Here is a 22,066-nt window from a genome sequence, read left to right on the forward strand (position 1 = left end):
CTAGTCGTCGACGATGAGCGAAGCTGCAACGCATCCCACGCCTGATCAGGGCGCGCCGGCCACTGCCGCCGCGCATGGCGGGCATTCGTCCGGCCATGGCGCCGGCCATGGACACGGGCACGGCTCGGTCATCGGCCTTGCGGTCGGCGCGATCGGGGTGGTCTTCGGCGACATCGGCACCAGCCCGCTCTATGCGATGCGCGATACCTTCGCGGGGCACCATCGCCTGCCGCTGGATCTCCTGCACATCTACGGCATCGTCAGCCTGATGTTCTGGTCGATGATGATCATCGTGACCCTGAAATACGTCACCGTGATCATGCGGGCCGACAACAAGGGCGAGGGCGGCAGCCTGGCGCTGCTGGCCCTGATCAACCAGAACATTTCCGGCAAGCGCTGGTCGGCGGGAATCGTCCTGCTGGGGGTCTTCGCCACCTCGCTGTTCTATGGCGATTCGATGATCACCCCGGCGGTGTCGGTGATGGGCGCGATCGAAGGCCTGTCGGTCTACGAGCCGGGGCTGGCCGGCGCCGTTGTGCCGATCGTCATCACGATCCTCGTTGGCCTGTTCCTGATCCAGAGCCGGGGCACGGCCAAGGTCGCGGCCTTCTTCGGCCCGGTCATGCTGCTCTATTTCGCGGTGATCGCGGTGCTGGGCGGCATTTCGATCGCCGCGCACCCCCAGGTGATCGAGGCGCTCAGCCCGCATCATGCCGTGCTGCTGTTCGCCTCCGATCCGTTCCGCGGCTTCCTCGCCATGGGTTCGGCCGTGCTGGCCGTCACCGGCGCCGAGGCGCTCTATGCCGACATGGGCCACTTCGGCCGCCCGCCGATCCGGGTCTCGTGGCTGGTCTTCGTGTTGCCGGCCCTGGTCCTGAACTACCTTGGCCAGGCCTCGCTGCTGGTCCGCATGGGTGAGCCGGCGCTGGAAAGCCCGTTCTACCTGCTGGCGCCGGAATGGTTCCAGTGGCCGCTGCTGATCATCGCCAGCGCCGCGGCGGTGATTGCCAGCCAGGCGGTGATCACCGGCGCCTTCTCGGTCACCCAGCAGGCGATCCAGCTCGGTTTCATGCCGCGCATGGCGATCAAGTACACCAGCCTCAACGCGGGGCAGATCTTCATCCCGGTGGTCAACTGGGCGCTGATGATCGCGGTCATCCTGCTGGTGCTGATGTTCCAGCATTCCTCCAACCTGACTGCGGCCTACGGCATCGCCGTCACCGGCGCCATGGCGATCGACAACGTGCTGCTGGCCGTGGTGCTGTTCAACCTGTGGAACTGGAAGTGGTGGCAGGCCGTGCCGCTGCTGGCCCTGTTCTTCAGCCTCGATGCGGCCTACCTCTCGGCCAACTTCACCAAGATCCCCGATGGCGGCTGGGTGCCGCTGGCGATGGGCCTGGTGATCTTCACCCTGCTGACCACCTGGTCGAAGGGCCGCGCGCTGATGCGCCAGTCGATGGCCGAAAGCACGATCCCCTTCGAGGTCTTCGCCAAGAGCGCCCATTCCAGCGCGGCGCGCGTGCCCGGCACCGCGGTGTTCATGGCCTCCACCCCCCATGGCGTGCCTTCGGCGCTGCTCCACAACATCAAGCACAACAAGGTGCTGCACGCCCGCGTGGTGGTGCTGACCGTGGCGATCCAGGACGTGCCCTATGTCGATGTGGCGGAGCGCAGCTCGGTCAAGCAATATGGCGAGGGCTTCTTCAAGGTGACCCTGCGCTTCGGCTTCCTTGAGGAAACCGACGTGCCCAGCGCGCTCGCCGGGGTAACCATGTGCGGCGAGCCGTTCGAGATGATGAAGACCAGCTTCTTCCTCTCGCGCCAGACCCTGATCCCCTCGTCCAAGCCGGGTATGGCGATCTGGCGCGAAAAGCTGTTTGCGTGGATGCTGCGGAATGCGGCCAGCGCGATGGAATTCTTCCGCCTGCCGACCAACCGCGTGGTCGAACTCGGCAGCCAGGTCGAGATCTGAGCCGGGGCGGCCGGCCAGTGCTGCGCGCCCTGCGCGATCTCGGCCTCTGCCTGACCCTGCGCGAAGGCGGGCGTTCGCTGGCGGTCGCCGTGGCCTGCGGGCTGACCTTCGGAGCCTGGATGGCCCTGGCCGATGCCACCATGCTGCGCGGTGCGGTGCCGCCGATTCAGCGCGAGATGGTCGCCCAGTTCACCATTGCCCAGCGCCTCGCCTTCAATTGGTGGGGAGCGCTGGGCGATGAGGTGGCGCTGCGGTTGGGGGTGGTGACCACCCTGGCCTGGCTGGCTCGGCGGTGCGGGCTCGGTGGCTGGCGGGCGTTCTGGCCGGCGATCCTGGCGGCGGCATTGCTGGTCTGGCCGCTGACCGTCCTGCCCTACCTGTCCAGCCTCCATTGGTCGGCCCTGGCTCTGGTCCGCGAGGTGCTGCTCCACGGGGCGGCCGGGGTGCTGTGGGGCTGGCTCTATTGCCGGCATGGCTGGCTCGCCGGTCTGGCCGGGCACTGGGCCGCCCATGTCGCGCTGCAACCGCTCCTGTGGATAAGTTCTTGAACCGATTGCAGACGGCGCTTGCGCGTGTATATTATTATTCTATAATTTGCGAATTGTTGAATTCGGAGGGCGTGTGGAAAGGGAAGCGGCGGTGCGGACCCTGTCGGCCCTGGCGCAGGAACACCGCCTCGCGGCCTTTCGCCTGCTGGTCCAGGCCGGACGGGGTGGCATGGCGGCGGGGGAGATCGTCGAGGCGCTCGGTATCGGGGCCTCGTCGGCGAGCTTCCACCTGGCCCAGCTGGTCCAGGCCGGGCTGGCCACGCAGAGCCGCCATGGTCGCTCGATCCGCTACGCGGCGGACTATGCGGCGATGGGGCGCCTGGTGAGCTACCTGGTGGAGAATTGCAGCGGCGGGGAAGGCTGCGGCGAAGTGCCGGGATGTTGCGGCGAGAATGCGCTCGAACTTCCGGCCATCTGCCTTGGGCCGGTTGCCGGCCCAGGGCTTGAGCCGGCCGTCGCGGGGGCGGAGCCGAACTGACTTTCGCGCGAAAGCGCGAAGCCCCGTCCGTGGGAGTGCCGACCGGGTCGAGGCATTCTGGCGGACGGGATAACGAACCCTTCAAAGGGTCGCAAAGGGAAAGGGGCGGTGCCGCAAGGCGCCGCCCCTTTTTCATGCCTGGTGTCGGGCCGGTACCGGGCCGAAGCCCGGCACGCGATCAGCCCCTGCTCAGCCGAGGTTCGCGCTGGCCATGCAATAGAGCATCGGCAGCGAAAGCAGCACGTTGGTGCGGCTGGCATAAAGCGCGATCGGCGCGGCCTTGGCCTTGGCCTCGTCGGTGGCTTCCACCAGGCCGAGGATCTTCTTCTGGGCCGGCCAGATGAGGAACCACACGTTGAAGGCCATGATCAGCGCCAGCCACATTCCGAGGCCGATGAGGTTCACGTTGCCTTCGCCCGAGAAGGTCAGCGCCTGGTGGCCGTAGCCATCCACGAAGGCGATGCTGAGCCCGGTCAGCACCGTGAACAGCGCGCCGTAGCGGAAGAAGAAGAACACCTTGGGCGCAATGTAGCCGGTCACGCCCTTCTTCAGTTCGGCCGGCACGCTGGGCATGGTCGGCACCTGGACGAAGTTCAGGTAGTAGAGCAGGCCGATCCACACGATCCCGAAGAACACGTGTGCCCAGCGCAGCACGGAGTTGGCGTCGACCGGGGCCGAGCCCGCGAATTTCATCATCACCACCACGGCGAGCACCAGCCCGACGAGCAGCACGAGGTGCAGGTTACCGAAGAACTTGGCCATTGCGTTCCCCCTTTTTGCCTTGTTTGCGTTGGATTTCCTGCCCGCCCGCTGCGGGTAGGCATGGCGCGCTTATTGCGCGTTGCTCGCAGGATGTCACCCCGCTTTGTGCGACGAGCCGGGGGCGCGGCGCGATCAGTCGCGCGAGTTGGCAAGATCAGTCGCGCAGGCTGGCCGGCCGACCGGCTCATTCGTGTGGCGGGTGGGTCACCACTTCGTCCTCGGCGCTCGCGGCCAGGCCGTGGCGCAGCAGCATCGGCATATGGACGAAGGTGAACAGGAACGAGAGCGGCATGAACACCCAGGCCTTCAGCGCGATCCAGGTGCCGAAATTGTGGTTCGCCACGTTGTAGAAGTGGCGCAGCACCTCGTTCAGCGCGGCCAGAACCAGGAAGAAGAACCCCCAGTTGCGCGAAAGGATCATCCAGCCGGCATCGTCCAGCCCCTCGAAGGCGGCTTCGAGCAGGATCTTCAGCAGGGCGCGGCCCTTCAGCCAGCCGCCGATCAGGGCCGCGCCGAACAGCAGGTAGATCGCGGTCGGCTTGATCTGGATGTAGAAGGCATCCTGGAGCAGCACGGTCAGCCCGCCGAAGACCACGATCAGCACGGTCGACAGCCACAGCATCGGCGAGACCCGGCGGAATTTCCACAGGCTGAAGCCCAGCGCCACCACGGCCGCGGCCATGAACGCCAGGGTGCCCGAGATCACCGCGGTCACCTCGCCCAGCGCGGCTTGCCCGCCCTTGGGGGCAAAGTGCTTGTAGACCAGGAAGAAGACCAGGATCGGGCCATAGTCGACCACCAGGTTCAGCCAGCCGGATTTCTGCTTCGCCGGCGGCGGTGCGGCAGGCTCGGCCATCACGCCACCCCCGCGATCACGCGCGCCACCAGGTCCGGGTCGAAGGGCCGGAGGTCGTCCATCTTCTCGCCCACGCCGATGGCGTGGATCGGCAGGCCATATTGCTCGGCCGCGGCGACCAGCACCCCGCCGCGCGCGGTGCCGTCAAGCTTGGTCATGATCAGGCCGGTCACCCCTGCCACTTGCCGGAAGATCTCGATCTGCTGGAGCGCGTTCTGGCCATTGGTGGCATCGAGCACCAGCACCACGTCGTGCGGGGCTTCCGGGTTGAGCCGGCCCAGCACGCGGCGGACCTTGGCCAGTTCGTCCATCAGCTCGCGGCGGTTGTGCAGGCGCCCGGCGGTATCGACGATCAGCGCGTCGATGCCTTCGTCGGTGGCGCGCTTGACCGCGTCGAACACGACCGAGGCCGGATCGCCGCCTTCCGGCCCCTTGACGATCGGCACCCCGATCCGGTCCGCCCAGATGCCGAGCTGGCCGATGGCGGCGGCGCGGAAGGTATCGCCGGCGGCGAACATCACCGAATAGTCCTGCTCCTGGAACAGGTGGCCCAGCTTGGCGATGGTGGTGGTCTTGCCCGAACCGTTGACCCCGATCACCAGGATCACCTGCGGGCGCGGGAAGGCGACGATGTCCAGCGGCCTGGCCACCGGGCGCAGGATCGCGGCGATTTCGGCGGCCACGGCTTCCTTGATCGCCCGTTCGTCGGCCCCGCGCTCGAACCGCTCGTTCGCCAGCCGCTCGCGGATGCGGGCGGCGGCGCGCGGGCCGAGGTCGGAGAGGATCAGCGCGTCCTCCAGCTCGTCAAGCTGGGCCTCGGTCAGCCGGGTGGCCGAAACGATGCCCGACAGGTTCTCGCCCAGCCGCTCGGAGGTGCGGCGCAGGCCGCCCAGCAGGCGGTCCGACCAGCTTGCATCCTCATTCATGCCAGCAGGCCTTCCTCGATACAGGTGGGAACGATGGTCACGATCTCTCCGGGCACGGTGCCGGGCGCCAGACGCACCCGGGCGAAATTCGGCGCATGGCCGGTCCCGTCGCGTTCGGCAAGCACGCAGAGCGGCTGGCCGATCAGCGACCGCAGCCAGCGTTCGCGCAACGCGGCCACTTCGGCGCGCAATTGCGCGGCGCGGCGGCGGATGGTGGCGGCATCGACCTGCGGCATCCGCGCCGCCGGCGTGCCGGCGCGGGCCGAATAGGGGAACACGTGGCCATGGACCACGCCCAGTTCGCCGATCGCGGCAAGACTGGCCTGGTGCATGGCCTCGTCCTCGGTGGGGAAGCCGGCGATGAGGTCGGCGCCGATGGCAAGATCGGGCCGGGCGGCGCGCAGGCCGGCCACCAGGCTTGCGGCATCGGCCCGCACATGGCGCCGCTTCATCCGCTTGAGGATGAGGTCGTGGCCATGCTGCAGGGAGAGGTGCAGGTGCGGCATGACCCGCGCCTCACCGGCGATCAGGGCATGGAGCAGCGGATCGATCTCGATCCCGTCGACCGAGGACAGGCGGAGCCGCTCCAGGCCGGGAAATGCGTTCAGGATCGCCTCGACCAGCGCGCCCAGCCGCGGCGCGCCCGGCAGGTCGTGGCCCCATGAGGTGAGGTCCACCCCGGTCAGCACCACCTCGCGCGCGCCGTGGCCGAGGTGACGCTCCACCACGCGCAGCACTTCGGCCACGGCGAGCGAGCGGCTGGCCCCGCGCCCCTGGGGGATCACGCAGAAGGTGCAGGCATGGTCGCAGCCGTTCTGCACGGCGACATAGGCGCGGGTGTGGCCGCTCACGGGGATGGCGGCGCTGGCGGCCACGTTCCAGGCGCGCGGATCGAGCTTGGCCGAATTGGCCACCAGCCCGTCCACCTCGGGCATGGCCGAAAGCGCGCCGCGTTCCACCTCGGCGGCGCAGCCGGTCACCAGCAGGCGGGCATGGGGTCGTGCCCGCCGTGCCCGGCGGATCGCCTGGCGGGTCTGGCGCACGGCCTCGCCGGTCACCGCGCAGGAATTGATCACCACCAGGTCGTCGGCGCCGGCCAGCAGGCCGCGCAGGCTTTCGCTTTCCGAAAGATTCAGCCGGCACCCCAGCGAAACGACCTCGACCGCCACCGGCTCACCCCGCCGGGGCCAGGCCGAAGGCGGCGGGATCGAAGCTGCCGCGATAGGCCTCGGTGGCCGGGCCGGTCATCACGATCCGGTCATCGTCGGTCCAGGCAATCTCCAGCGGCCCGCCGGGGAGGGTGACCCGCACCCTGCGCTCCACCAGGCCGCGCCGCATCGCGCCGATCGCCGTGGCGCAGGCGCCGGTGCCGCAGGCCAGCGTCAGCCCGGCGCCGCGTTCCCACACCCTGAGGCGAATGGCCGCGCGGCTCTCGATCGTGGCGACATTGACGTTGACCCGCTCGGGAAACAGCGGATCGTTTTCGATCAGCGGTCCCAGCCGCGCCAGGTCCACCGCATCGCAATCGGGCACGAAGAAGATCACGTGCGGATTGCCGACATTGACCGCGACCGGATCGTCCAGCTCTTCCCAGCCCACCGGCAGGTGCAGCGTGTCCATCGCATAGCCAAGCGGGATCTCGTCCCAGCCGAAGCGGGGCCGGCCCATGTCGACCGCAATGCCGCCGCCATCGGGCCGGGCCTCGATCAGGCCGCCCAGGGTCTCGATCCGGGCCGGCCGGCCCAGCAGCAGGCCCACCGCGCGGGTGGCATTGCCGCAGGCCTCCACCTCGCTGCCATCGGCATTGAAGATCCGCATCCTGAGGTCGGCCGTGGCCGAGGGTTCCAGCAGGACCAGCTGGTCGCAGCCGATCCCGCGATGGCGATCGGCAAGCGCGGCGGCGAGGCGCGCGTCGACCGCCGGCACGCCGCTCTCGCGCCCGTCGAGTACGACGAAGTCGTTGCCGAGGCCATGCATCTTGACGAAGGGAACGCGCGGGGTCGAAGTCATGGCCCGCGATCTAGGCGCTTGGCCGGATCGCGGCAAGGGCCGGGGGCGAGGCCGGGGGAGGCAGGCCGGGCGGCGTCGGGGGCAATGACCCCGCTCAGGCGCCCGTTCAGGCCACGTCCGATAGCGGCCCCTCGGCACCGGCTTCGGCGTCCGGCGTCGGCGCATCGGTCCCGTTCAGCATCCCGAGGCCGGCCAGGCGCTCGCGGGTCTTGTCGGCCGGTTCGGGGCGGCCATAGAGATAGCCCTGGGCGTTGAACTGGCCCAGCCGCTGCAATTCGGCCACCACCGCGGCGTTTTCCACGCCCTCGGCCGTGATCGGCAGGCCCAGCCCTTCGCCCAGCGAGGAAATGGCCTGGACGATGGTCGCGCTGTCGCGGCTGTCGGGCATGGCGGTGACGAAGGAGCGGTCGATCTTGAGGCGGTCGAACGGCAGGCTGCGAAGCTGGGCGAGCGAGGAATAGCCCGAACCGAAATCATCGAGGCTCACCGAGACGCCCTGGTTCTTGAGGCTGGTGATCAGCGTGCGGACCAGCCCGACATTGTCGTGCAGAGCCGATTCGGTGATCTCGATTTCCAGCCGGCTCGGCGGGAAATTGGCCTCGACCAGCAGCTTGAGCAGCTTTTGGGCAAACCACGGATCGCGCAGCTGGATCGGCGAGATGTTCACCGCGAGGCGGATCTCCGGGTTCCATTCGCGCGCATCGCTGAGCGCCTCGCGGATCAGGCGCTCGGACAATTCGGCGATCACGCCGATTTCCTCGGCGATCGGGATGAACACTTCCGGGCCGACCAGCCCGAAGGTGGGCGATTGCCACCGGGCGAGCATCTCGAAGCCGACGATCCGGCCGGTGAGCAGGTCGATCTGCTGTTCGTAGAACGGCACGAATTCGCCCGCCGGAATGCCGGCGCGCATGGCCTGTTCGAGTTCGCTGCGGAAGCGCAGCTCATGTTCCATCGGGCGCTCGAACCAGAAGTAGCGGTTCTTGCCGCCGCGCTTGGCCTGGTACATCGCCACGTCGGCCATGTGCAGCAATTGCTGGGCGTCGACCGGGTAGACAGGATCGGCCGTGGCATCGGAGCGGGCGATGCCGACCGAAACGGTCACTTCGACATGAAGCCCGTCCAGCTCGACCGGACGGGCGACCTCGCTGGTGATCAGGCCGGCCAGGTCGTCGATCCGTTCCGGGCGGCTGGCGTGGAACGGCACGACGCAGGCGAATTCATCGCCGCCCAGCCGTGCGGCCAGGGCGCGGTCGGGCAGGAGCGCCTCGATCCGGCGGGCGCATTGCTGGAGGATCGCATCCCCCGTGCTGTGGCCGCGTGCGTCGTTGATCAGCTTGAAATTGTCGATGTCGATCATCACGAAGGCCACCTGCTCGCCGCTCTGGGAGCAGGCCTTCATGAGCAGGTCGGTGGCCGGCGCGATCGAGCGGCGGTTGAGCAGGCCGGTCAAGGGGTCGGTCTCGGCCAGTTCGCGGGCCTTGTGCTCGGCGCGGCGGCGTTCGCGCACCTCGTCGGTGAGATCGCGGTAGCGGCGCAGGCCGAAGATGATCAGGGCGATGTTGAGGATCAGCGCGTTCGACAGCAGCCGGTCGGGGGGCAGGCCGACCCCGGCCAGCGAACGGACGACCTGCGGCATGATGTTGCCGCCGGTGCCCACGAACATGATGATCGCGGCCATGCCGATGCCCAGCGCCAGCACGTCGCGCCCGGCGCGATTTACGCTGTCGTCGTTGGCGCTGGCCTTGCCGGCCGGTGCTTCCCCAGGCGCAATCCTGTCCAATTCCGCGACCAAAAGGCGTCCCCCGTTATTGCCCGGAGCCAACTGTGAGCGAACACGATTGAATTTTGGTAAACGGCCGGAAATGCCCCAAGGAATTCAGCCGCAAAGCATCCGGGCCGGTAATCGGGCGAGGGGCTTGGGGGAGGAGGAGCTAGGCTTTCAGCCCGATCTCGCGCAGGCGCTCCTGGAGATAGTCGTCCGCGGTGATGGTGGCGGGATAGCGATCGGGATTTCCGGCCGAAATGCACCCGGGCAGGGTGACCAGCGGAAAATCGCTTCGCAGGTGGACGAAGAAAGGCATCGAATAGCGGCTGCGATCGGCCCGCGCGGCCACCGGGTTGCGGACCCGGTGCGTGGTCGAGGGGAGCACGTGGTTGGTCAGCCGCTGGAGCATATCGCCGATGTTGATCACCAGCGCGCCGGGCGGCGGGGTGACCGCGATCCACCGGCCATCCCGGGTCAGCAGTTCGAGGCCTGCCTCCTCGGCGCCAAGCAGCAGGGTGATGAGGTTGATGTCCTCGTGCGCGCCGGCGCGGATGGCGCCGCCGGGCTGGTCGGGCACCGGCGGGTAGTGGAGCAGTCGCAGCACCGAATTGCCCTCGGCGACGGCCGCGTCGAACCAGTCGGCGGCAAGGCCCAGGTGGACCGCGATCTGGCCGAGGAGGCGCGCGCCCAGCCGGTCGAATTCGCCGTAAAGCGCCGCGAAGGTTTCGCGAAAGCCTTCTGGCCGGGTGGGCCAGACATTGTGCGGCATCGATGGGCCAAGCAGGGGATGGCCTTCAGGCAGGTCGCGGCCCACGTGCCAGAATTCCTTGAGGTCGCTGTGCTGGGCGCCCTTGGCGATCTCGCGCCCGAAGGGGGTATAGCCGCGCGCGCCGGCCTGGCCGGGCTGGAACCAGCCCAGTTTTTCCGCTTCCGGCAGGGCGAACAGCTGCGCGGTCAGCCGCCAGGCCTCGGCGATCAGGCCGGCGTCGATCCCGTGGTCGCGCACCATGGCGAAGCCGAACTGGCGGAACGAGCCGCCAAGCCGCGCGGAGAGGGTGCCGGGATCGTCGCCCAGGGAAATCACCGGAAGGGTATCGAGGTCCATGCCTGTCTTGCGTCCGCGCCAGTTGCAGCTAATGCGCCCGGCCATAGCGGGAAGCGCGGGAGCTGACATGACCAATCGCAACAAGCCGGGCAAGCAGGTTCCGTCGGGCCGCCTGTGGCTGATGAAGTCGGAGCCGGATGCCTATTCGTGGGACGATCTTGTGGCCGAGGGCGAAGGGACCTGGGACGGGGTTCGCAATCACCGCGCCGCCAACAACCTGCGGGCCATGCAGGTGGGCGAGCAGGCCTTCTTCTACCATTCCAATATCGGCAAGGAGATCGTCGGCGTGGTCACGATCAGCCAGGGCGGCCTTGCCGATCCGACCGATCCGGAAGGCCGGTGGGCGGCGGTCAAGGTCAAGCCGGTTCGCAAGCTGGCCCGGCCGGTGACCCTGGCGCAGATCAAGGCCGAGCCTTCGCTCGCCGAAATGGAGTTGGTCCGCCTCGGGCGCCTGTCGGTGGCCGAGCTCCAGCCCGACGAGTGGGCCATGGTGCTGGACATGGCTGGCGAATAGTCAGCGGGTCACGCGGAAGCCGAAGCGGTATTCGTCGGGATAGTAGGTGATGTCCTTGCGATGCTGCGGGTAGACCTCGACCAGGCTCACGCTCGCGCCCGCCACGCTGGCCGGCTGGCCCAGCGCCAGTTCGGTCCGCACGCCGGCAATGTCCGCCGCGATCCGCACCGTGCCGGCCTGGATGCAGGTCACGCCGGCCGGGCAGCGGCTGTCCTCGAGCAGGGCCAGCGGCACGATCGACACCCCGCCTTGCGCCACCCTCTCCCCGATCCGCGCGCGGGCGATCCCGTCGTCCACCGTGCGGATCGAGATGCAGCCGCCGAGCAGGAGCAGCGCGACCAGCAGGGCGAGGGCGGGAGGCCGGGTCATGGCTTCATCATCGCCCCGCGCGATGAATGGTTCCCGAACGCCGGCCACTGGGCTAGAGCGCGGCCATGTCCGCCAAGGAACCCTACCAGATCGCGCGGCTGCCCACGCAGCTTTACCTCATCTCCCCGCTCGAGGTGGGCGGGCTCTTTCCCGACCGCCTGGCCCGCGCGCTCGACGCGGGGCCGGTCGCGGCCTTCCAGTTTCGCGTGAAGGGGCTGGACGAGCACGAGTGCGCGCGCCTTGCAGAGCCGTTGCAGCGCCTGTGCAACGACCGCGACGTGGCCTTCATCGTCAACGATTCGATCAGCCTGGCCAAGCGCCTCGGCGCCGATGGGGTCCATCTCGGCCAGGACGACGGCGAGGTGAAGGACGCCCGCGAACGGCTGGGCCGTGAGGCCCAGATCGGCGTGACCTGCCACGACAGCCGCCATTTCGCCATGGAAGCGGGTGAGGCGGGGGCAGACTACGTGGCCTTCGGCGCTTTCTTCCCCACCACCACCAAGCCGGTGAAGCACCACGCCACTCCCGATATCCTCGAATGGTGGCAGACCTTCTTTGAGCTGCCCTGCGTTGCCATCGGCGGGATCACGCCCGACAATTGCAAGCCCCTGGCCGAGGCCGGCGCCGATTTCATCGCCGCCTGCGGCTCGGTCTGGAACGGCGACGAGGCCGCCCAGGTCCGCCGCTTCGCCGAGGTGCTGGGGATCGGCTGAGATCCGGCAGGCTGGCGGTCAGCGCCCGGAATTGGGCGCCCGCACGCAGCGCAGCGCGCCTTCGCGGCCATCGGCCAGGGCTTCGCGCAGGAACGAGCGGCCCGACCGCGAAAAGACCGCGCCGCGCAAGGGGCCGGAGGTGAATTCCACCCGGTCGCCGGTCAGCAGGTAGACCCCGGTTCCGGCGGGCATGGCATAGCTGGAGCCGTGGATCACGGTGAAATCCCGCTCCGGCTGGGGCACTCCGGCCGCGCCCTCGGCATCGCCGGGCAATTCGCAATGGTAGGTGCCAAGCGGGAGCGTGCCGATCGCGCCGCCCGGCGCGGCGACGGCGGGAGTGCCGGCAAGCAGGGCGCCGGCCAAGATGCCGGCAAGAGCGCCGGTCAGCGAAATGCCGCGGGAGGGGATCGGGAAAGCCATGGCGCCTGCCTAGCATCCCGCCGCGCGCCGCGCCACCGTGGCGGCGCTTGCCCCGAGGCCCGGCCCGCGCTAAGGGCGCCGCTTCCGGGCCGTCTGGGCAACCAGCGGCCAGCTCTTTCCCAATCTGAAGGCTTGGCGCATGGCAAAGATCAGCGGCGTGGACATCCGTCCTGGCAATATCCTGGAATACGAAAAGGGCATCTGGAAGGTCGCCAAGACCCAGCATACCCAGCCGGGCAAGGGCGGCGCCTTCATGCAGGTCGAGATGAAGAACCTCATCGACGGGCGCAAGACCAACGTCCGCTTCCGCTCCGCCGACACGGTCGAGCGCGTTCGGCTGGACACCAAGGACTTCCAGTTCCTCTATGCCGAGGGCGATGACCTGGTGTTCATGGACACCGAAACCTACGACCAGATTACCCTGCCCAAGGATCTCCTGGGCGGCGCCGACGCCTTCCTGCAGGACGGGATGACCGTGCTGCTCGAAATGTACGACGAGCGCCCGATCTCGGTGCAGCTGCCCGAGCAGGTCGAAGCAACGATCGTGGAAGCCGATGCCGTGGTGAAGGGACAGACCGCAAGCTCGTCCTACAAGCCGGCCATCCTCGACAACGGCGTGCGCGTGATGGTGCCGCCGCATATCGAAAGCGGCACCCGGATCATCGTCGACGTTTACGAACGGTCGTACGTGGGCAAGGCCAACTAAGCCATGGCAGTCCTTTCCGGCCTGATCCGCGTGATGGAGAAGGCTGCCCGCAAGGCCGGGCAGCGTCTTCGCCGCGATTTCGGCGAGATCGAGCACCTCCAGGTCAGCCGCAAAGGCCCGGCCGACTTCGTCTCCAAGGCCGACCAGGCCGCCGAGCGAACCCTGTGGGACGAGCTGCGCGCCGCGCGGCCGGACTGGGGCTTCGAGCTTGAGGAAGGCGGCACGATTCCGGGCGCCGAGGGCAAGCCGCGCTTCATCATCGATCCGCTCGATGGCACCAGCAACTTCCTCCACGGCATCCCGCATTTCGCGATCTCGATCGCGGTGCAGGAGCCGCGGCTCGACGGGAAGGGCTGGGGCGAGGTGACCGCGGCGCTGGTCTACCAGCCAGTCACCGACGAAAGCTTCTGGGCCGAGAAGAGCCGGGGCGCCTGGCTGCAGGACAAGCGCCTGCGCGTTTCGGGCCGCCGCCATCTCGACGAGGCGCTGATCGCCACCGGAATGCCCTTTGCCGGGCATGGCGATTTCGGTGAATGGACGCGGATCTTTGCGGCGATCGGCCCGCAGGTGGCGGGGATCCGCCGCTTCGGTTCGGCCGCGCTCGATCTCGCCTGGGTGGCCGCGGGCCGCTATGACGGGTTCTGGGAAAGCGGCCTGAAGCCGTGGGACAGCGCGGCGGGCTGCCTGCTGGTGCGCGAGGCCGGGGGCTTCGTCACCAATTTCAAGGGCATCTCCGATCCGATCTGCGCGGCCCAGGTCCTGGCCGGCAATGATGCGCTGCATTCGCGCCTGCACAAGCTGGTGGCCGGCGCGCTCAAGTAAGATTGCGGGGCGGCGCGCGGGCAGCTAAGGCTCCCGCCGTCGCCCGTCCGGTTGATGCAGTGCCCCTGTGGTGGAATGGTAGACGCGACCGACTCAAAATCGGTTGGAGAAATCCGTGCCAGTTCGAGTCTGGCCAGGGGCACCACCGGTCATCGCGCGAGGCCGGCCTTGATCCGGGCTTGAGCCACAAGTGCGGCGGGGGGCCGCACCGGCGTTTCGGTGCTGTAAATTTTCCCGACTGCCGCACCGCGCGAACCTCGTAAATGCGCCATTTCGCGGAGCGTTGCCACCACCTGCCCCCCTGTCAGGTTTACCGACAATTTACGGCTTTGCCCTAGTCCCGACCCGATAGGTCCTGCCTTTGTGGCGGGATATTGGTGCGGTGGGACATGGTTCGTCTGTTCAAACACTATATCCCGCACGCGGTGCTCCTGCTGGGCCTGTTCGACTTCGTCCTGCTGGCCGGGGCCGCCGAGATGGGCTGGCGGGTACGCGCCGGGCAGATCGGGCTGGACCTGGGCACCTTCAACCGCCAGTGGGAACTGGCCGGTTTCGCGGTGATCATGCTCACCGCGATGATCGCGGTGGGGGTCTATGGCTCGGAATCGCTGCGGTCGCTGCGCTATGCCGGGGCGCGGCTGCTGGTGGCGCTGTCGCTGGGCACGATCGCGATCTCGTTTGTCGACTGGTCGATGCGCGGCGGGCATTTCTGGCGCTCCACCCTGGCTTACGCGATGACCGCATCGGTGCTGTTCCTGGTGGCCAACCGGCTGCTGGTCGGCGGCATCCTGGGCGCCCATGCCTTCCGCCGCCGCGTGCTGGTGCTGGGCTCGGGCCACCGGGCCGACCGGCTGCGCCAGCTGGGCGAGCGGCCGGAAGTGGGCTTTGCCATCGTCGGCTATATCGGCATGAGCGATGCCAAGCCGGTGATCGACGAGGCGATCAACCGCAGCGCGATCCACAATCTCAAGCGCTTCGTCGAGAACCTGGGGGTGAGCGAGGTGGTGCTGGCCCTGGAGGAGCGGCGCAATTCGCTGCCGCTGTCCGACCTCCTGCGGATCAAGACCGCCGGGGTTCACGTCAACGATTTCTCCAGCTTCATCGAGCGCGAGACCGGCCGGGTCGACCTCGACACGGTCAACCCTTCGTGGCTGATTTTTTCCGACGGGTTTTCGTCCGGCCGGGCGGTGTCGAGCGTGGCCAAGCGCCTGTTCGACGTGGCGGCAAGCTGCCTGCTGCTGCTGTTCACGCTGCCGCTGATCCTGATCTTCGCCGTGCTGGTGAAGATCGACAGCAAGGGACCGGCCTTCTTCCGGCAGGCGCGCGTGGGGCTTTATGGCCAGCCGTTCCACGTGATCAAGCTGCGCTCGATGCGGACCGATGCCGAAGTGGCCGGCGGCGCGCAGTGGGCCACCAAGGACGACCCGCGCGTGACCCGGGTGGGCCGCTTCATCCGCAAGGTGCGGATCGACGAGCTGCCCCAGGCCTGGTCGGTGCTCAAGGGCGAGATGAGTTTTGTCGGCCCGCGGCCCGAGCGGCCCGAATTCGTGGCCGACCTGGAAGACAAGCTGCCCTATTACGCCGAGCGCCACATGGTGAAGCCGGGGATCACCGGCTGGGCGCAGATCAACTATCCCTATGGCGCCTCGATCGAGGATTCGCGCCACAAGCTGGAATACGACCTCTACTATGCCAAGAACTACACCCCGTTCCTGGACCTGCTGATCATCCTCCAGACCCTGCGCGTGGTGCTGTGGCGGGAGGGCGCGCGATGAGGGCGCGCGCGATGAGGAGCCGGCGATGAGCGGGGGCTGGAGCCTGTTCGGCGGGGCTTCGCACCTGCTGGGAGCCTGCGCCGCGGCGACCCTTGCGGCCTGGCTGGCGGGCCGGCGCAGCCTGGTCGGTCCGGCGGGCCTGGCCTTCATCGGCGCGCTGGTGGCGAGCGCGGCCTGGGCGCTGACCGTGGCCGCGACCGGGCTTGACCGGCCGGCGGCAGCCATCGCCGAATCGCTGCGGAACCTTTCGTGGCTCTACGTGATCTATCGCCTGTTCAGCACCGACGGCCGCCACCAGCTGGTGCGCCCGGTGCGTCCGGTGATCATCTCGTTGGCCGCGCTGGAGCTGTTCCAGGTGCTGCAGATCCTGTTGGCGCCGGGCCTGGCCTTCACCGGCCCCGCGCGCGACACCCTGTTCCACATGACCGTGACCTTCCGCCTGATGCTGACCATCGGCGGCCTCGTCCTGCTACACAATCTCTATGGCGGCGCCAGCCAGGCGGCGCGGGCCGTGCTGCGCTGGCCGACCGTGGCCATCGCCCTGTTGTGGCTGTTCGACCTCAATCTCTACACCGTGGCCTACCTGACCAAGGGCTGGCCCGAGGAGCTGGCTTCGCTGCGCGGCATCATCCTGGCGATCTGCGTGGCCACGCTGACCCCGGGCATGACCCTGCGCCGGGCCGAGCTGCGCTTCAGCCCGTCGCGCGCGGTGGCTTTCGAATTCGCCTCGCTCCTGGGCATCGGGCTCTACCTGGTGGGCATGATCCTGCTGGGCCAGTGGCTGTCCTATGTGGGCGGCGAGTTCGCCCGGATGTTCCAGTTCGGCTTCCTGATCGCCGGCACGGCGGCGGCCCTGCTGATCCTGCCGTCGCGGCGCCTGCGCGGCTGGCTGAAGGTGACCCTGGTCAAGCACCTGTTCCAGCACCGCTACGATTATCGCGCCGAATGGCTGCGCTTCAACCGCACCATTGGCGGTTCGGGCGGGAGCGGGGCCGTGCCGCTGGCCCAGCGCGCGATCCAGTCACTCTGCGACATCACCGATGCGCCCGCCGGGCTGCTGCTCACCCCGGACGAGCAAGGCGACCTGGTGCTGGCCGCGCGCTGGCAATGGCCCACCGCCGAAGTTCCGGCGCCCGCGCTTGGTCGCGGCGCGGCCTCGTTCTTCGAGCGCGAGGGCCACATCGTTGATCTCGAGGCGGTGCGGAGCGGGATCGACCGGCAGGGCGAACAGGCGATCGTGCCTGATTGGCTGGTGGCCGAAACCCGCGCCTGGGCGGTGGTTCCGCTGCTCCATTTCGAACGGCTGCATGGCGTGGTGGTGCTGGCCCGGCCGCCGGTGGCACGCAAGCTCGATTGGGAGGACTTTGACGTGCTGCGCGTGGTCGGCCAGCAACTCGCCAGCTACCTGGCCGAGCACGCCGGGCAGGACGCCCTGGCCGAGGCGGCGCGGTTCGACGAGTTCAACCGCCGGATCGCCTTTGTCATGCACGACATCAAGAACCTGGCCAGCCAGATCGGCCTGCTGGCCCGCAATGCCGAGCACCACGCCGAGAATCCGGCCTTCCGCGCCGACATGATCGTGACCCTGCGGAATTCGGCGGAGAAGCTGAACGCGCTGATCGCCCGCCTTTCGCGCTATGGCAAGGGCACCAGCGAGCAGCTTGGCACGGTGGATGCCGGCGCTCTGGTGCGCGCCGTGGCGGCGCAGTTCGCGGGCCACCATCCGGTGACCTGCGCCGAGGCGCAGGCCTGCCTGGTGACCGCCAATCACGAGGCGCTGGAGCAATCGCTGGTCCATCTCGTCCAGAACGCGATCGATGCCAGCGCGGCCGATGCGCCGGTTCGGCTGATGGTGGTGCGCGAGGGTATCCATGCGCGGATCGAGGTGATCGACAGCGGCACCGGGATGAGCGCCGAATTCATCCGCAGCCGCCTGTTCAAGCCTTTCGTTTCCTCCAAGGCCGGTGGCTTCGGCATCGGTGCCTTCGAGGCGCGCGAGCTGGTGCGCGGCATGGGCGGACGGCTCGACGTGGAAAGCCGCGAAGGCCTTGGCTCGCGTTTCATCATCCGGCTGCCGCTGGCGGGAACCAGCGCCGCGGTCGTTACGAACGAACACAAGAAGGTCGCCTGAAATGCCATTTATCAACCCCAAGGTCCTGCCCAAGCTGCTCATCGTCGAGGACGACGCCGGGCTGCAGGCGCAGCTCAAGTGGGCCTACCCCGACTTCGAGGTACACGTGGCCGGCAGCCGCGCCGAGGCCCTGGTCGTGCTGCGTAGCGAAGAGCCGCCAGTGGTCACGCTCGACCTTGGCCTCCCGCCCGATCCCGACGGCACCACCGAAGGCTTCGCCCTGCTCGACGAGATCATGGCGCTCAAGCCCGATACCAAGGTGATCGTGGCCACCGGGCACGGCGCGCGCGAGAGCGCGCTGACCGCGATTTCACATGGAGCCTACGATTTCTACCAGAAGCCGGTCGATATCGACGCGCTGGGCCTGATCGTGCGGCGCGCGCTGCAATTGCACCGGATCGAGCAGGAGAACCGCCAGCTCGCCAGCCGCGCCGGCGAGGACAACCGCGTGCTGGGCCGGCTGCTGACGGCGGCGCCCGAGATGGTCAAGGTGGCCCGCACGATCGAGCGGGTGGCGAACACCAATGTCTCGGTCATGCTGCTGGGCGCCAGCGGCACCGGCAAGGAATTGCTGGCGCGCGGACTGCACGAGGCGAGCGACCGGGCGGGCGGCGCGTTCATCGCGATCAACTGCGCCGCGATCCCTGAAAACCTGCTCGAAAGCGAGCTGTTCGGGCACGAGAAGGGCGCTTTCACCGGCGCGGTCAAGACCACCGAGGGCAAGATCGAGCAGGCCAATGGCGGCACCCTGTTCCTTGACGAGGTGGGTGATATTCCGCTGCAGTTGCAGGTGAAGTTGCTGCGCTTCCTGCAGGAGCGGGTGATCGAGCGGATCGGCGCGCGCCGATCGATCGATGTCGACACGCGGATCGTCTGTGCAACACACCAGAACCTCGAGCAGATGATCGCAGAGGGGCGCTTCCGCGAGGATCTGTTCTATCGCCTCGCCGAGATCGTGGTTCGCATTCCGAGCCTGGCCGAGCGGCCGGGCGACGCGGTGCTGCTGGCCAAGGCCTTCCTTGCGCGGTTCGCCCGCGAGATGAACCCGCAGGTCAAGGGCTTCGCCGCCGACGCGCTGGCCGCGATCGATGGCTGGGGCTGGCCGGGCAACGTGCGCGAGCTGGAAAACCGGGTGAAGCGGGCGGTGATCATGGCCGATGCCAAGCTGGTCAGCGCGGCCGATCTCGACCTTGGCCCCAAGCCGGGCGAGGCGGGCAGCGGGCTCAACCTCAAGTCGGCGCGCGAACAGGCTGACCGCAAGGCGATCCGCCACGCGCTGGCCCGCAGCGACGGCAACATCTCGAGCACGGCCAAGCTGCTCGGGATCAGCCGGCCGACGCTTTACGACCTGCTCAAGCAGTATGATCTCCACGCCTGACCGGCCCTTGCGCCGCTGGCTGGCCGGCCTTGCGCTGGCGCTGCTGGCGGCGGTGCCGGGGCAGGCGGGGGAGGGGGCTGGCGATGCGGCCCTGCGCGCGGCGCGCGGCGCCCTGGCGCGCGGCGACGGCATTGCCGGCGAGGCGGCGCTGCGCGAGGCGCTGGCCGCCAGCGATGCCGCCTTCGCGCGCGCCTTGGCGATCGCCCCGCGTGATAGCCGGGTGTGGGTGGACATCGCCCGCCTGCGCTATGTTTCGGGCCAGGAGCTGGCGGCGGTGGACGCGGCGGACCAGGCGGTGCGGCTCGATCCCGGCGACGTCCGCGCGCTGGAACTGCGCGGGCTGCTGGTGCGCGACCGGTTCGGCCTGAAGCCTGCACTGTCGTGGCTGGAGGCCGGGCTCAAGCGGCGGCCCGACGATCTGGCGCTGCTGGGCGAATATGCCGCGACCCTGGGCGAACTGGGCCGCGCGCGCGAGGCGCTGGTGGTAACCCGCAAGATGATCAGGCTGGCGCCGCGCGATCCGCGGGCCTGGCTGGTCCAGGCCACGCTGGCGGCGCGCGCGGGCGACTATCCGCTGGCCCGCCAGATGCTGGGCCGGGCCGGGCCGGACGGGCTGGCGACCCCGGCGGCCCTGCTGCTGTCGGGCGTGCTGGAGCTGGAGGCCGCCAATACCAACCTCGCGGTCGAACGGCTTGACCTGCTGGCCCGCCGGCAGCCACGCAATGCGGTGGCGCGCGACCTGCTGGCGCGAGCCATGGCCGGCACCGGAAACCCCGCGCTGGTCATCGCGCGCTTCGCCGACGAGGTGGCCGCGCCCGGAACCTCGGCCTACCTGCTGATCCTGGTGGCGCGGGCCTATGAGGATAGCGGGCGGCGCGACCTTGCCGCGCCATTGCTCGACCGCGCGGCGGACTTCGGGCCGCCGGGTGCTTTGGGCAGCGGGGCCACGTCGGCGCAGGTCATCGCCGAGCCGACCGCGCTTGGCGTCCTCGCGCTGCGCTATGGCGATGCGCCGGGCGATGCCGGGGCGGCGGTGCCCTATGTTCGCAAGCTGCTGGCGGGAGGTGACCTTGCGGGCGCTGGCGCGGTGGCCGAGCGGATCGCGGCAGCGGCGCCCGCCTCGGCTTCGGCCCAGGCGCTGGCGGGCGATGTGCGCCTGCTGCGCGGGAACCTGACCGGGGCGGTGGAGGGCTATCGCCGGGCGGCGGCGGTGCGCCTGTCGGACGATCTCATGCTGCGGCTGGTCGAGGCCTATCTGCGCTCGGGCCAGGGCGGCGCGGCGCGGCGGCTGGTGAGCGGCGTGCTGGCGACCACGCCGCGAAACCGGACCGCGTTGCGCCTCGCCGCAGGCTTCGCCGCGCAGGACGGCAACTGGGTGCTGGCCGTCGACGTGCTGCACTGGCTGGCGATCACCGGCGATGGCCGCGATGCCCGCCTGATGGCCGATCTGGCAATCGCCAATGCCCGGGCCGGGCGCGACGATGCTGCGCTGCTCGCCGCGCAGCAAGCCCGGCTGCTCCAGCGCGCGGCCGCACACCGATAGCAGCGCACAAATAAGAAAGGGCGCCAACCGAAGTTGGCACCCTTTCTCGTTCCTCTCCGAGAACTCCCGGTGACCGGATTAACTGGTCGCACCTGCAACAACAAGCGCTTCGTGGGCCGCTGGTGATCGCGGCCCGCAACTGTCGCATGGATGTCACACCTGCGGGTCGGACCAGTCGGGTTCGGGGTGGCGGCGGCGGTAGCGCACCGACCAGCCCAGCGAGGCGGCGATCAGCACCGCGCCGATCAGGCCGGTGACCGTTTCGGGGACCGCGAAGCGCGCGGAAACCAGCATGATCGCGGCCAGCGCGAGGATCGCCCAGAAGGCGCCGTGTTCGAGATAGCGGTATTGGCTGAGCGTGCCCTTTTCCACCAGCATGATGGTGAGCGAGCGCACGAACATCGCGCCGATCGACAGGCCAAGCGCGATGATCACCATGTTGTTCGACAGGGCGAAGGCGCCGATCACGCCATCGAAGCTGAACGAGGCATCGAGCACGTTGAGATAGAGGAAGCCGGCCAGGCCCGAGCGGACCGCGACGCCCGCGGCACGCTGCGCGGCATCGCGCATTTCCAGCAAGGTGCCCACGGCCTCCACCGCGATGAAGGCCACGGTCCCCAGCATCCCGGCGATCACGAACGTGAGCGCCTCGTGCGCGGGGAGCAGCAGCGAGACGCCATAGAGCGCCAGCAGCAGCACGCCGATCTCGGCGGCCTTGACGTTGGAAAAGGCGCTGAGCTTGCCTTCGACCCAGCGGATCCAGTGCACTTCCTTCTCGCTGTCGAAGAAGAACGACAGGCCGACCATGGCCAGGAAGGCGCCGCCGAACCCGGCGATGCCGACATGGGCGCTGCTGACGATCTGCTCGTAGCGGGCCGGATCGCGTAGCGAGAGGTTCACCGCCTCGACCGGGCCGAGGCCGGCGGCAATGGCCACGATCGCCAGCGGAAACAGGATCCGCATCCCGAACACCGCGATGACCATGCCCCAGGTGAGGAAGCGCCTGCGCCACACGTGGTCCATGTCCTGCAGCACCGTGGCATTGACCACGGCATTGTCGAACGAGAGCGACACTTCGAGCACCGAGAGGACGGCGATGATCCACAGCACCTGGGCCGTGGCCGCGACCGAGCCGGTCTCGCCCCAGGCATAGATGCCGCCCAGGGCAAAGCAGGCGATGGTGAACAGGATCGAACCGCGAAAGAAGGAAAGCAAGTGTGAGCCCCTGTGATTGGTGTGCCGGCGGGCGGCGTGCCCTGGCGTGCGCGCC

Annotated in this window: 21 protein-coding genes and 1 tRNA gene; 12 read left to right on the forward strand and 10 right to left on the reverse strand. The window is 68.7% G+C overall.

What is annotated here, in order from left to right:
• The first annotated feature begins 13 nt into the window (after positions 1 to 13).
• From ACFOD9_RS11110 to ACFOD9_RS11120, 3 genes are all read left to right on the forward strand, one after another.
• A complete protein-coding gene (locus tag ACFOD9_RS11110) occupies positions 14 to 1,972 on the forward strand; it encodes a potassium transporter Kup (RefSeq protein WP_379510183.1) in 1,959 nt (652 codons plus the stop codon).
• Between the two features lie 17 nt (positions 1,973 to 1,989).
• Positions 1,990 to 2,520, forward strand: a complete 531-nt coding sequence (locus ACFOD9_RS11115) for a hypothetical protein (protein ID WP_379510184.1) — start codon at positions 1,990 to 1,992, stop codon at positions 2,518 to 2,520.
• A gap of 91 nt (positions 2,521 to 2,611) precedes the next feature.
• Positions 2,612 to 2,998 carry an ArsR/SmtB family transcription factor gene (locus ACFOD9_RS11120; protein WP_449290023.1) on the forward strand — a complete coding sequence of 129 codons (387 nt, stop codon included), beginning with the start codon at positions 2,612 to 2,614 and terminating at the stop codon, positions 2,996 to 2,998.
• A 189-nt stretch (positions 2,999 to 3,187) separates the two neighbouring features.
• Here ACFOD9_RS11120 and ACFOD9_RS11125 read toward each other — a convergent pair whose 3' ends face one another.
• From ACFOD9_RS11125 to ACFOD9_RS11155, 7 genes are all read right to left on the reverse strand, one after another.
• Positions 3,188 to 3,760, reverse strand: a complete 573-nt coding sequence (locus tag ACFOD9_RS11125; RefSeq protein ID WP_379510186.1) for a urate hydroxylase PuuD — start codon at positions 3,758 to 3,760, stop codon at positions 3,188 to 3,190.
• Positions 3,761 to 3,944: 184 nt separating this feature from the next.
• A complete protein-coding gene (locus ACFOD9_RS11130; RefSeq protein ID WP_379510187.1) occupies positions 3,945 to 4,616 on the reverse strand; it encodes an inner membrane-spanning protein YciB in 672 nt (223 codons plus the stop codon).
• Positions 4,616 to 5,542, reverse strand: coding sequence for a signal recognition particle-docking protein FtsY (gene ftsY / locus ACFOD9_RS11135; protein WP_379510188.1), 927 nt, complete (start codon positions 5,540 to 5,542; stop codon positions 4,616 to 4,618). Before ftsY ends, ACFOD9_RS11130 begins: the two co-directional genes overlap by 1 nt.
• Positions 5,539 to 6,711, reverse strand: coding sequence for a MiaB/RimO family radical SAM methylthiotransferase (locus tag ACFOD9_RS11140; RefSeq protein ID WP_379510189.1), 1,173 nt, complete (start codon positions 6,709 to 6,711; stop codon positions 5,539 to 5,541). The genes ftsY and ACFOD9_RS11140 overlap by 4 nt, the downstream gene beginning before the upstream one ends.
• A 4-nt stretch (positions 6,712 to 6,715) precedes the next feature.
• Positions 6,716 to 7,552: a diaminopimelate epimerase gene (gene dapF, locus ACFOD9_RS11145; RefSeq protein WP_379510190.1), complete on the reverse strand. Its 837-nt coding sequence runs from the start codon at positions 7,550 to 7,552 to the stop codon at positions 6,716 to 6,718.
• Positions 7,553 to 7,658: 106 nt separating this feature from the next.
• Complete coding sequence (locus tag ACFOD9_RS11150) at positions 7,659 to 9,335, reverse strand: putative bifunctional diguanylate cyclase/phosphodiesterase (protein ID WP_379510191.1); 1,677 nt, start codon at positions 9,333 to 9,335, stop codon at positions 7,659 to 7,661.
• A gap of 151 nt (positions 9,336 to 9,486) precedes the next feature.
• Positions 9,487 to 10,425, reverse strand: a complete 939-nt coding sequence (locus tag ACFOD9_RS11155; protein WP_379510192.1) for an isopenicillin N synthase family dioxygenase — start codon at positions 10,423 to 10,425, stop codon at positions 9,487 to 9,489.
• 67 nt (positions 10,426 to 10,492) lie between these two features.
• On the opposite strand from ACFOD9_RS11155, the gene ACFOD9_RS11160 reads away from it, so the two are divergent.
• The gene (locus ACFOD9_RS11160) at positions 10,493 to 10,939 is read left to right on the forward strand and encodes an EVE domain-containing protein (RefSeq protein WP_379510193.1); all 447 of its coding nucleotides are present in this window, start codon (positions 10,493 to 10,495) and stop codon (positions 10,937 to 10,939) included.
• Here ACFOD9_RS11160 and ACFOD9_RS11165 read toward each other — a convergent pair whose 3' ends face one another.
• On the reverse strand, positions 10,940 to 11,308 hold the full coding sequence (locus ACFOD9_RS11165; RefSeq protein ID WP_379510194.1) for a hypothetical protein: 369 nt from the start codon (positions 11,306 to 11,308) through the stop codon (positions 10,940 to 10,942).
• Positions 11,309 to 11,373: 65 nt separating this feature from the next.
• On the opposite strand from ACFOD9_RS11165, the gene thiE reads away from it, so the two are divergent.
• Positions 11,374 to 12,021: a thiamine phosphate synthase gene (gene thiE, locus ACFOD9_RS11170; protein ID WP_379510195.1), complete on the forward strand. Its 648-nt coding sequence runs from the start codon at positions 11,374 to 11,376 to the stop codon at positions 12,019 to 12,021.
• Between the two features lie 18 nt (positions 12,022 to 12,039).
• Here the strand turns inward: thiE and ACFOD9_RS11175 are convergent, their stop codons facing one another.
• A complete protein-coding gene (locus tag ACFOD9_RS11175; RefSeq protein WP_379510196.1) occupies positions 12,040 to 12,441 on the reverse strand; it encodes a hypothetical protein in 402 nt (133 codons plus the stop codon).
• Positions 12,442 to 12,580: 139 nt separating this feature from the next.
• Here ACFOD9_RS11175 and efp point away from each other — a divergent pair, with 139 nt between their 5' ends.
• The 7 genes from efp to ACFOD9_RS11210 all read left to right on the forward strand — a co-directional run bounded on the left by efp (position 12,581) and on the right by ACFOD9_RS11210 (position 20,796).
• Positions 12,581 to 13,147: an elongation factor P gene (efp, locus tag ACFOD9_RS11180; RefSeq protein WP_379510197.1), complete on the forward strand. Its 567-nt coding sequence runs from the start codon at positions 12,581 to 12,583 to the stop codon at positions 13,145 to 13,147.
• Between the two features lie 3 nt (positions 13,148 to 13,150).
• Complete coding sequence (locus ACFOD9_RS11185) at positions 13,151 to 13,969, forward strand: inositol monophosphatase family protein (RefSeq protein ID WP_379510198.1); 819 nt, start codon at positions 13,151 to 13,153, stop codon at positions 13,967 to 13,969.
• 61 nt (positions 13,970 to 14,030) lie between these two features.
• Positions 14,031 to 14,114: transfer RNA gene (locus tag ACFOD9_RS11190), tRNA-Leu, on the forward strand.
• Between the two features lie 244 nt (positions 14,115 to 14,358).
• Positions 14,359 to 15,744, forward strand: a complete 1,386-nt coding sequence (locus tag ACFOD9_RS11195; RefSeq protein ID WP_379510199.1) for a TIGR03013 family XrtA/PEP-CTERM system glycosyltransferase — start codon at positions 14,359 to 14,361, stop codon at positions 15,742 to 15,744.
• A 25-nt stretch (positions 15,745 to 15,769) separates the two neighbouring features.
• Positions 15,770 to 17,875: an XrtA/PEP-CTERM system histidine kinase PrsK gene (gene prsK / locus ACFOD9_RS11200; RefSeq protein WP_379510200.1), complete on the forward strand. Its 2,106-nt coding sequence runs from the start codon at positions 15,770 to 15,772 to the stop codon at positions 17,873 to 17,875.
• Position 17,876: 1 nt separating this feature from the next.
• A complete protein-coding gene (gene prsR / locus ACFOD9_RS11205) occupies positions 17,877 to 19,253 on the forward strand; it encodes a PEP-CTERM-box response regulator transcription factor (protein ID WP_379510201.1) in 1,377 nt (458 codons plus the stop codon).
• Entirely contained in the window at positions 19,237 to 20,796 is a 1,560-nt protein-coding gene (locus ACFOD9_RS11210; RefSeq protein WP_379510202.1) for a tetratricopeptide repeat protein, read from the forward strand. The genes prsR and ACFOD9_RS11210 overlap by 17 nt, the downstream gene beginning before the upstream one ends.
• A 153-nt stretch (positions 20,797 to 20,949) precedes the next feature.
• Here the strand turns inward: ACFOD9_RS11210 and ACFOD9_RS11215 are convergent, their stop codons facing one another.
• Complete coding sequence (locus ACFOD9_RS11215) at positions 20,950 to 22,011, reverse strand: DUF475 domain-containing protein (RefSeq protein ID WP_379510203.1); 1,062 nt, start codon at positions 22,009 to 22,011, stop codon at positions 20,950 to 20,952.
• Between the last annotated feature and the right edge of the window lie 55 nt (positions 22,012 to 22,066).

The organism is Novosphingobium bradum (genome assembly GCF_042646485.1).
Lineage (GTDB): Bacteria > Pseudomonadota > Alphaproteobacteria > Sphingomonadales > Sphingomonadaceae > Novosphingobium > Novosphingobium bradum.